The sequence below is a fragment of the Tissierella pigra genome (assembly GCF_009695605.1).
GTDB lineage: Bacteria > Bacillota > Clostridia > Tissierellales > Tissierellaceae > Tissierella > Tissierella pigra.
On record NZ_VUNQ01000073.1, the window covers coordinates 1 to 11,096 of the forward strand.

The 11,096-nt window shown below is 28.7% G+C and carries 9 protein-coding genes; all 9 read left to right on the plus strand.

The window, feature by feature from the left end; translation table 11 throughout:
* The first annotated feature begins 136 nt into the window (after positions 1–136).
* The 9 genes from FYJ83_RS18550 (at position 137) to FYJ83_RS18590 (ending at position 10,536) form a co-directional block, all read left to right on the plus strand.
* The gene (locus FYJ83_RS18550) at positions 137–1,396 is read left to right on the plus strand and encodes an ABC transporter ATP-binding protein (protein WP_154442981.1); all 1,260 of its coding nucleotides are present in this window, start codon (positions 137–139) and stop codon (positions 1,394–1,396) included.
* Positions 1,397–1,429: 33 nt separating this feature from the next.
* Positions 1,430–2,848: a Cys-rich peptide radical SAM maturase CcpM gene (ccpM, locus tag FYJ83_RS18555; RefSeq protein WP_154442982.1), complete on the plus strand. Its 1,419-nt coding sequence runs from the start codon at positions 1,430–1,432 to the stop codon at positions 2,846–2,848.
* Positions 2,833–3,912 (plus strand): TIGR04066 family peptide maturation system protein, encoded by a 1,080-nt coding sequence (locus tag FYJ83_RS18560; protein WP_154442983.1) that lies wholly within the window; start codon positions 2,833–2,835, stop codon positions 3,910–3,912. Before ccpM ends, FYJ83_RS18560 begins: the two co-directional genes overlap by 16 nt.
* Positions 3,913–3,928: 16 nt before the next feature.
* Entirely contained in the window at positions 3,929–4,189 is a 261-nt protein-coding gene (locus tag FYJ83_RS18565; RefSeq protein WP_154442984.1) for a hypothetical protein, read from the plus strand.
* 36 nt (positions 4,190–4,225) lie between these two features.
* The gene (locus FYJ83_RS18570) at positions 4,226–5,383 is read left to right on the plus strand and encodes a S8 family serine peptidase (protein ID WP_195838063.1); all 1,158 of its coding nucleotides are present in this window, start codon (positions 4,226–4,228) and stop codon (positions 5,381–5,383) included.
* A 99-nt stretch (positions 5,384–5,482) separates the two neighbouring features.
* Complete coding sequence (locus FYJ83_RS18575; RefSeq protein WP_154442986.1) at positions 5,483–6,607, plus strand: ABC transporter ATP-binding protein; 1,125 nt, start codon at positions 5,483–5,485, stop codon at positions 6,605–6,607.
* Positions 6,608–6,665: 58 nt separating this feature from the next.
* On the plus strand, positions 6,666–8,096 hold the full coding sequence (locus FYJ83_RS18580; protein WP_154442987.1) for an ABC transporter substrate-binding protein: 1,431 nt from the start codon (positions 6,666–6,668) through the stop codon (positions 8,094–8,096).
* 26 nt (positions 8,097–8,122) lie between these two features.
* The gene (locus tag FYJ83_RS18585; protein WP_154442988.1) at positions 8,123–9,907 is read left to right on the plus strand and encodes an ABC transporter permease; all 1,785 of its coding nucleotides are present in this window, start codon (positions 8,123–8,125) and stop codon (positions 9,905–9,907) included.
* Positions 9,908–10,395: 488 nt separating this feature from the next.
* A complete protein-coding gene (locus FYJ83_RS18590) occupies positions 10,396–10,536 on the plus strand; it encodes a hypothetical protein (protein ID WP_195838064.1) in 141 nt (46 codons plus the stop codon).
* Positions 10,537–11,096 lie beyond the last annotated feature (560 nt).

The window sequence follows — 11,096 nt, forward strand, 5'->3', positions numbered from 1 at the left end:
GGTTATATATGTTAACTAATTGCTTCTTGAAATTTTCCTCATAATATTTTCTTGACATGATTTTCTCCTCCTAGTTTTATTATATCATGTTCGGAGAAAAACTGTCCTATCTAGTGTAACCTATCCACTTGGAAGGATGTTTAACTTTGTTGGCGGATTAGTTGGATTATCTATTATAAGTTGGAAGTTAAGTATTATTCTTCTAATTGCTGTTCCAATAAAGATATATATTACTAATTATTTCACCAAACGCAAGACTACTTTGTTTAAAGAATTAATGATAAAAATCGAAAAGTCAAATGAGTGGCTTGGAGATGCGCTTGCTAATATAGAAATAATAAAGCTATGGAATTTATATACTCATTCAAAAAATGCATTTATTGATGTTCAAAATGAGGAAATAAGTTCAAGAAGAACTACGATATATAATGATAAAATAAATAATATGATTAGCAATGCGATAGGCTTGATTGTAAACATAATGATATATCTGTATGGAGCCTTACTTGTTATTAAGGGAGAGATTACATTAGGTGGACTCTTTGCGTTTTTATCTTATTCAACAACATTAATTAGTACAATAAGTTTAATTACTCTTGTTAAATATAGAACGGCAGAAATAATACCAGCGTATTTACGGTATATGGAATTTTTGAACTTAGATGAAGAAACATTAGCAGATACCAAAAAGGTTTCTTGTCCTAACAGACCTTCGAAGATATCAGTAGAAAATGTTAGTCTTGTTGTTGATAATAAGACAATTTTGAAAAATATTTCATTTACAATTAATAAAGGGGAGAAAGTAGCAATATGGGGAGAAAATGGGAGTGGGAAAACATCAATTATCAACTTATTATTAGGCTTCACATCTCCCAGCAGTGGCAGTATTTTAATTGATGAAATTAATCTTAAAGACATAGATATAGACTCTTATCGTGATAATGTAAGAGTTGTTGCACAACATACAAAACTATTTAATCGAAGTATATATGAAAATATAGACCCTCAAAACAACTACAGTGAACAAGAAATAATTGATTTGCTAAAAGAATTTAATATAGAAAGCTTTTTGCAGAGCTTAAGACGTGAAAGCAATGTCAAGATAGGAACTAATGGTAATAAGTTATCAGGAGGCGAAAAACAAAAGCTTTCTCTTTTGAGGGCATATTTAAAGAAAGGAAATATTCTAATATTAGATGAGCCAACTTCTAATTATGATGAAGAATCAAAAAAAACATTTGACAAGATAATTAAAATGAAAACAAATCATAATATTTTAATCATAGTTACTCATAATAGAGAAACATTAAGAGAAATGAACAAGATTATAAAGATATCTAATGGCACAGTTGACGGTATCGTTACATATGAAGAGTTTTGTGAGGCTACTTCATAAATATCATATAAAACTTAAAGGGAGGAAGAGAATATGTATATGTACAAAACAATAAAATCTCCATATAAGTACTATGTATATGATGGAAATATGAATTCTATTTTAGAAATTGAAAAATCACAATTTGAGTCATTAAGTAGAATTGAAGAAGGAAAAGGACAGAATGAGGATGAGATAATTTTACAATCATTTCAAAAATCTGGTTTTTGCAATGAATCTAATATTAAAGAAATAAAACATCCTGATACAGATAATGTTGAATACTACTTAGAAAGTATGTTATCACGAATATATTTACAGATAACACAAAATTGTAATTTGCGTTGCAATTATTGTGTCTATTCTGGGAATTACCAAAATAGAACTCATTCCAATAAAATTATGGACTTTGAAATGGCTAAAAAAGCAATTGATTATTTGGTAAAACATTCATATGATTCTTTTGAATGTACTGTAGGTTTTTATGGCGGGGAACCATTATTAGAATTTGAGCTAATAAAGAAGGTCATCTCATATATAAAATCAAATTATCCCGATAAGAAATTTAGTTATACTATAACAACGAACGGAACATTACTTTCATCTGAAATAGCAAATTATTTAGTAGAGAATAATTTTAGCTTAGTTATTAGTTTGGATGGGCATAAGGAATGTCAGGATACTAATCGTAGATTTATTAATGGAAAAGGTACATTTGATGTGATAATGAAAAACTTAGAAAACATAAAGCGCCAGCATCCAGATTACTTTCCAAAAATCTTAATTAATTCTGTTCTTTCTCCAGATGCTGATATAAAAAGTATAAAAGATTTTTTTTCTACTAATGATTTAATAAGAGATATTAGAGTAATGAGTACAGCAGTTTCTTCAGCTTATAGTAACGAAGAGATTTATTATCCTGATGAGTATCGTGCTGTTGAAAGGTTTGAAACATTTAAATGTATGCTTTGGTTAATAGGTAAGCTTAACTTTGATAAAACTTCAGATCTTTTCACAAGGTGGAGTGGTCCAGCTACTGAAAAATATAGGATGATGAAGAAAGTAGGAAAAGTATCAGAGATTAATCATCCAGGAGGTCCTTGTGTTCCAGGGAAACATAGATTATTTGTCGATGTAGAGGGAAATATGTTTCCATGTGAAAGAATAAGTGAAAAGTCAAAAATAATGAATATGGGGAATTTAAATACTGGTATAAACATCAAAAAAGTTAAAGAGATAATCAATGTTGGGAGTTGTACAAAAGAAGAATGTATGAAATGTTGGTGCTTTATTTTCTGTGGGCAGTGTGCTGCACATGCAGATAAGTTAGAGGACAGGCCTTCTCCTGAAATGAGATTATCTAGATGTGATCAATTGAAAGATTCTGTAATTGAAAATTTCTTAGATATTTGTTTTTTAAGGGAGAATGGATACAATTTTGAGGAAGGAGTTTTAAGATGGGAAGAATCATGATATATCCGTTTGGAAAAGAAACTGCTCCAATAATGAGGAATATTAATCTAATAAAAAATGAGGAAGTCCAACTAGTGACTGACACTAATCCTAATATTTATATCAAAGAGCATCTTGAATTAGATGATAATAAGATTATCTATAATTTATCAGATGATTTTGAGAAGTCTTTAAATGAAAGTGAGATTGTGTATGTTCCTTTTGAGAAAGATTACTTTTCTATAGAGAGGTACATTGAAATAATTGAGGAGATTACTAAATCAGAAAAAAGAGTATTATTATCACGAGATTTATATAAGGAATTAGCTAATATTGAATATAAATTTGCAGATCAAGTTACTCCTTATAATCATAGAAATATAAACTTAAAAGTAAAAACTAGGGAAATCTTTCAAATTAATGTACCGGTTATTATGGTACTAGGGGATGGTCTAAATTGTAATAAATTTGATATACAATTATCCTTAAGAAGCTTTTTTAAAAGTAAAGGATATTCTGTGTCACAATTAGGGACAAAAGAATATTCAAATTTATTTGGATTTGATCCATTACCATCTTTCATTTTTGAAGAGAGGAGGATAGATGATATAATTATCACTTTGAACCATATGGTATATAGTAAAATAATAAATGAAAAACCAGACTTAATGATTATAGGTGTTCCTGGAGGTGTTTTACCCGTAAGTGAAGAACATCCTGAAGATTTTGGAAAGTTTGCATATATGATAACAAATGCTGTTAAACCAGATATAGCAATTAGAAGTTTGTACAACAATAACTATACTGATGGATTTTTTGAAAATGATATACAAATGTGTAAGTATAAATTGGATAGTATCGTTGAGTATTATAATATTTCAAATACAAGGCTTATTTATCCACAAGAGAAGTATGGAGATTTGACATATTTAACAGTTAATAATAAGGCATCTGAAAATTATATAGAAGAACAAAATCAGAAGGATATACATTATAATTTGTTCAATGTATTGGGAAATCATAATGTTGAAAAAACGTATGAGCATATATTGGAGCAATTGTCTCAAAATAAAGTTCAAATATAATTTAAGGAGAGATAATATGCATAGTAAGAAAAATATAGAAAAAAAGGTAATTGAAATAGTAGAGAAAATTTGTAGTAGAGAAGTAGAACAAATAAATACAAATATATTTATGAATCCATTTTATATGTCTAGTCGTGAATTGGCCTATATTTTTATTGAGCTAGAGAAGGAATACAATATTGATTTGAATGAATTAGTTGAAGAGTACAAAAATCATACGGTAGCAAATCTGATAGATGCTGTAGTAAAGGTAACATCCTTAGCAGAAGTAGTGTAGCATAAAAACAGGATATATTATATAATGGTGATGAATATGAGAATGTTAAAGGTAGCATTCATAGATGATGGTATAAATGAAAATGACATATCTTACAAAAGAGGTCATAAGTTTTTTCATTATATTGTCAAAGAAGATAGTGTTATAGAATCAAATGATAAAATTGTAAATTCTGAATCGCATGGAACATTATGTGCTAGTGTTTTCGTGAAATATGCACCAGACTGCAATATTTATGATATTAATATTTCACCAAATGAAAAAGATAGTATTAATGTTAGAAATGTTAATATTGCCTTGCAATGGTGTGTTGGAAATGATATACATCTAATTTCAATGAGTTTGGGCATTTTGTCAATGATTGATATATCTGAACTGAGAAATATCATTGATACTATTAATCTGAAGGGGATTATATTAGTTGCGTCATGTAGCAACACTAATAAAGTAACTTATCCTGCTTCCTTAGATAATGTTTTAGGTGTTAGATATGATAGTCAATATTCATTGAAAAATGGAGAATATTATTTTTTCAATAGTGCATTTGATGGAATTGACATTACTACCTCTTTGCCTGTTGACCATCCCTTGCAATACTTAGAAAATCAAAACATAAAAATGACAAATAGCTTTGCTGTACCGTATATAGCTTCAAGGGTATGTCATTATTTGATGCAAGGGATGGATATGATAGAAATAAGAAAAGAATTAATAAAAAGATCAAAACACATTGATTGCAGGGGGTACTATGAATTTCTGAAAGAAATAATTCCAAAGTCCTGTGAGACATTGATGAATGACATACCTATAATAGGAATAGTAGTTAATCGTAAGTTAAAGGATTCTATACAGCATGATTTAAAGGAATTATTCAGAGAAGAAGGATATTTATGTGCATTGTTAGATGATAAGAATGACATTAGTAAAATAGAATTTTCAAGAGAATGGGAAAATCAGTACAATATTTCAACTGATGAAATGATATCGTTGATTATTAACAGCAATATAATAGATGTCTTATTAGTGGTTATTACTGTAGAAGAATTTGAAAAGTATATTGAAAAAAAGTTGTTTGATATGTATTTAGTACCGCATCAATTGTCTATGTCAAATGATTCCAAGATTATAGATTATACTGCGACTTATGATGTGAAAGTAATATTTAGTAAAATTATAAAAATGTTTGATTGGTAAATGTATTAAACTTTAATAATTTTAGATCTAGATACAAGGCAAAACTCGAATTATCAATTAAAATTAGAATTTTAAAAATAATTACAGGTGTTGTTTAATATGGCAAACTTAAAACTAAAACAAATTAATAAAATTTATGACAATGGTTTTCATGCTGTTAAAGATTTTAACCTTAAAATAGAAGAGGGAGAATTTATTGTCCTTGTTGGACCATCTGGTTGCGGTAAAACGACAGTATTAAGAATGATAGCAGGGCTTGAGACTATTACAGATGGGGAACTATATATAAATGATTCTTTTATGAATCATATGGCTGCAAAGGATCGGGATATAGCAATGGTGTTCCAAAGCTATGCCCTTTTTCCTCATTTGACAGTATATGAAAATATATCTTTTCCATTAAAAATAAACAAATTATCAAGGGAAGAGATTCACAATAAGGTTAAAGAAGTTTCTGAGATACTGGAAATAGAGTCACTGCTTAATAAAAAACCGAGTACTTTATCAGGAGGTCAAAAACAAAGAGTGGCATTAGGTAGAGCTATAGTTAGAAAACCTAAAATCTTTCTAATGGACGAGCCTCTTTCTAATTTAGATTCCAACTTAAGAACTCAAATGCGAATAGAGATATCTAAACTTCATAGTAAATTAGATGCAACTTTTATCTATGTTACCCATGATCAAATAGAAGCTATGACTATGGGGACAAGAATTGTAATAATGGAAGATGGTAAGATACAGCAGATTGGAACACCTCAAGAGGTTTATGAAAACCCCAATAATATATTTGTAGCAAGATTCATAGGAAGTCCGTCAATGAATATATTGGATGGTATCGTTGTGGTGAATGAAGAGGAGATACAGCTGAAAGTATCTATTGGGGAAGATAATGAAGACAGTGCAAAATACATAAAGATACCTAAAACTCAACAAGATGTACTAAAAATTAATAATTATATAAACAAAAGAATAAAGATTGGTCTTAGACCAGAGAGCATAGAAGTTAGTGCTGATTGGGATTTTAATACATTTAAAGCATATGTTACAATGGTAGAGAGAGTGGGCTTAGATACCTATATATACTTTGATATACATGGCGATAACTGCTGTGTTAAAACCACCAATATAAATAATGATATTAAGATTGGTGATTATATCTCTTTTTATATAGATAAACAAAAGACATACTTATTTGATTATGAAACAGAATTAAGAATTATCTAGCTTTTAGAAAAGGATGAAGGGAAATTAGCATTTAAATAAATATAAAAAGAAGGGAGCCATGGCTAAATTGAAATATAAAATAATTGAGAAGATCATTGTAATCTTTATGGTGGCAATTATGTTATCGGGATGTTCAAATAATGAAAATTTAGACAATATCCTTCCAGCATTAGAAAGTAATAATCTACCAACAACAGAAGATAACAAAGAATTAAGTGGGAAACTAACTGTATCTACTGTTTTTGATGGATATATCGATATATTTGCAGAGGAATTTATGGACATGCATCCTAACGTGGAGATTATAGTAGAAAGACCAGACGACAATAAGGTTTCATATATGTATCGAATTGCTATAGACTTATTAAGTGGTACAGCCAGTGATTTAATAGATTTAAGTGGTTTAGATATCAACCATAAAGCTCAAAGTGGGCTACTAGTCAATATATATGACTATATGAACAATGATCCTGACTTTGATAAATCTGACTATTACACTAATATTTTTGAAGCTATGGAATTTGAGGACGGATTATATGCCATGCCATTATCATTTAATTATGATATGGTATATATTAGTAAGCCTTTAGCAGAAAACATAGGGCTAGACTATGAAAACTATAAAAATATAAACTATACTGAAATGCTTGATATATATGAAAAAGTGAAAAAAACTCACCCTTCACCAGATAAATTTTATCTTATGCCTGGTGTTACAAAAAGTTCATTTTTCGACTATGAATCTGTTGATTTTTTTGATATTGAAACTGGAGATGCCAGTTTTGATAGTGATGAATTCTTACAGCATTTAAAGTTTACAAAAAAGCTGAATACAGTTTATCATCCAGAAACTATGGAGTGGGATTTTACTCGTGTAGGAGTGAGGAATGAAGATTTTTTAATAGAGGATTTCATGTTTTCTAAATTTACAACAAGTAATATAGATATGAAAAACATGATGGTTGAATTTGAAAACACAATAAATCCTATACCATTTTTAAGCAGCAAGGGAAAGGCACCATTTAGCAATTTACTCTCAACATATGCTATTTCTAATAATAGTAAAAATAAAGAACTTGCATGGGAGTTTTTAAAATATTGTGCATCTGCTAAAGAATTACCTGCATTTGAAAGTGAAGAAGATGAAGAAAAATATTCCTTCATGTTTCTAGGGAATATTCCAATAAATATTGAGAACTTTTATACATATTTCAGACATAGTTTTGAATCCGAGGTTAAGTGGTATGAAGAAAGAGGTCTTGAAGGCAATTGGAAATTTAAAAATGAGGAAGAGAAGGAAAAAATGTTTGAAGATACTTTAAATCAAATACATGAATGGAATCAAGAGAGAAATGTATTAGTTGGAAATCTTGAATTAACAGATTTGTTGAGAGAAGAACTAGATAACTATTACTATTATGATTTAGCAACAGCTGAAGAGACAGCAAAGATTATTCAAAACAAGGTCTTTACTTATCTGAATGAATAGAATTATATAGATGAAAGGGAAAGTATATGAAAATAAAACATATGAAAAAAGATAGTCTATTACCATATATATTACCTAGTTTATGTGGGATATTATTTTTTTATGGTATCCCTTTTATATTGTCTTTTTATTATGCCCTATTAAATAATATGGGAGAGAAAAAGTTTATAGGTTTAAAAAATTTCTCAGACACATTAAAAAATCCCATGTTTCAAAGAGGTTTAACAAATCAAAGCATTTTTATAGCTATTGCTGTTCCATTGTGCTTTATTTTAGCTTTATTTTTTGCATTACAAGTAAGGAAATTAAAAAAAGGTAAAAAACTTATATTTTTAATATCAATAATACCCTTTGTTATTCCATCAGGCACTAGTATATATTTTTGGAAATGTATTTTTGATGTAAATGGATTTGCCAATAAAATTCTTTATTCCTTAAATATCCCTATGGTTAACTGGTACAATAGCAACTGGGTTATGGCTATTGCTGTTATTATATTTATCTGGAAGAATGTTGGAGTTACAAGTTTAATATTGTATGTAGGACTTAACCAAATTCCTAAAGAATATTATGAAATAGCAGATATAGAAGGAATAAATAGATTTCAGAGATTTTATAGAATCACCTTAGTGTATCTCACACCAATTATATTTATCTCAATACTATTATTGGTTGTTAATTCCTTTAAGATTTTCAAAGAGATTTACTTACTCTTTGGCAATTATCCAGATGAAAATATATATCTATTACAGCATTATATGAACAATCACTTTTTTAGATTAAACCTACAAAAATTAACGACGGCATCCTATCTGCTGTTTATTATCATTGGATTGTTTATATCCTTAATGTTTCTATTGCAAAAACGATATTCCGATACTTTTAATATGTTAAATTTTGAAGGAAATCATAAAAATACATATAGCAAAACATCTAGTTATTTTACTAATAGCTTTACAAGCATAATGGTATTGCTTTTTTTACTTCCTTTAATCTTTACAATCTCCAATTCATTTATGGGAGACATAGAGATTGTTAGTAGATATACTAAGGAGATTATAGAGTACAATACAATGGATTTAACAGTAGGGAATATGCACTTTGTTAATATAGGATTTTTTCCAAACAGCGCTACTATCAGTGGCTATCTAGATGTATTTAACAACCCTCATTACTTGAAAGCATACCTAAATTCCATACGAATCGTTGTGCCTATTTTAATAGGGCAGTGTATTATTTCACCATTGGCAGCATATGGCTTTGAATATAGCAAATGGAAGTATAAAGAAGCATTATTCTTTATGTATATACTGATAATGCTAATGCCTCTTCAAGTTCTTTTAGTACCTAATTATCTTGTTGCAGATTGGCTAGGGCTTGTTGATACTCATTGGGCAATAATCCTTCCTGCTATTTTTAACCCAATAGGTGTATTCATCATACGGTTACAGTTAAAGGGCTTTCCAAAGGAGTGTATTGAAGCAGCACAAAATAATGGAGCATCCCGTTTTCAAGTATTTAAATATATAGTCTTACCAAATGTAAAGCCAACTATAGTTATATTGATAGTGTTAATATTTACAGAATATTGGAATATAATAGAGCAAGGGTTAGTCCTATTTAAAAACCCAGATTTAAATCCATTGTCAATATATTTATCCCAAATAGTAAATGAGAATTTAGGTGCTTTTTTTGCTACTTCATGTTTATATTTAATACCTGTATTTCTGATATTCTTATTAATTAGAAATAAATTTTTGATAGGTATAGTATCTGGAAATGAAATCCACAAGGGCAAGGCATTAGATTAACTGATTAAATAATTAGGAAAAAGATTTAGAAATGGGACCGTATACAAGGTTTTATACATGATTATTTCGAAAAGCTGAGAATAATTGTCTTGTTCTCAGCTTTTTTCCTTGATGTAATAGGATGAATCGGGAGGAAACTTGCACTTTATTGTTCTATATACCATTTAAATTTTATAAAATTTTGATATTTAGAATCTTCATTAATATAAATAGAAGTAACTACAGCATTAAAATCTTAGTTCATGACATTAAAATATATAGTTCATTACAAAGTGCAGCACAGTGAAATAAAATTGATATAATTAATACAAGAACGTTGATTTATGTGAAGAAAGTGTACATGCTATTAAAGAAGTTAAGTATTATAAAATAATTTTAAATTGATGTAAAATATGGCTAGCATTACAAATGACGATTTCTAATTAATATAAAACTAGCACCTTGAACGTTCAAAAATTAGGAGTTAAATTTTGTTTATCTGCAGATGTATGGATTTGAATGGAGAAAATGTTGAAAAAATAAAAGAAAAAGTATATTTTTTTGAGGTTTCTTACAACAGTGATAATTTAGTTATTTACTTTTCTAATGGATCTGGAAATTTAGAAGTAAAAGATATTTCTAAAAGATAATGGCAAAGGATATTATTAATTTAAATAACAATGTAAAGTTATGGCTCTACTATAAAATTGTTATATGAAAAGGATTATCCCAGTAGAGGCTTTTTACTTAAAACAAAAAATATATGTCTATAGTTATTAGCAGACTAATTGCATACTTAATACATATCTGTTGATACTGACTTTAGATAAGTAGTACCATATACTATGTATTATGGAAGAGTATAGCATAATTAAATAAATAGATAATCCATGGACCTCGACATTTTTAATCAAAGTGCCGGGGCTATTTTTATACCCTAACACAGCGAGGAATAGTGAGCTGATGTGGGTCAAATGTTTGAAACCCAAATTCATATGAATTAAAAAGACAAATGGATTTGTGGTTGGGACGACTTATACTATTTTCCAATAATATGGCAGCTAAAAAGCCGAGAATAACGATTTTTGTTATTCTCGGCTTTTTATTTATCAAAAGATAAGGGGGAAGTATGAAGCGTTGGGAAACTTATATTGCTAGATATCCGTGATCTTCTGATTTTTTCTAATTAAACAAAAATGAAAAAATTGGA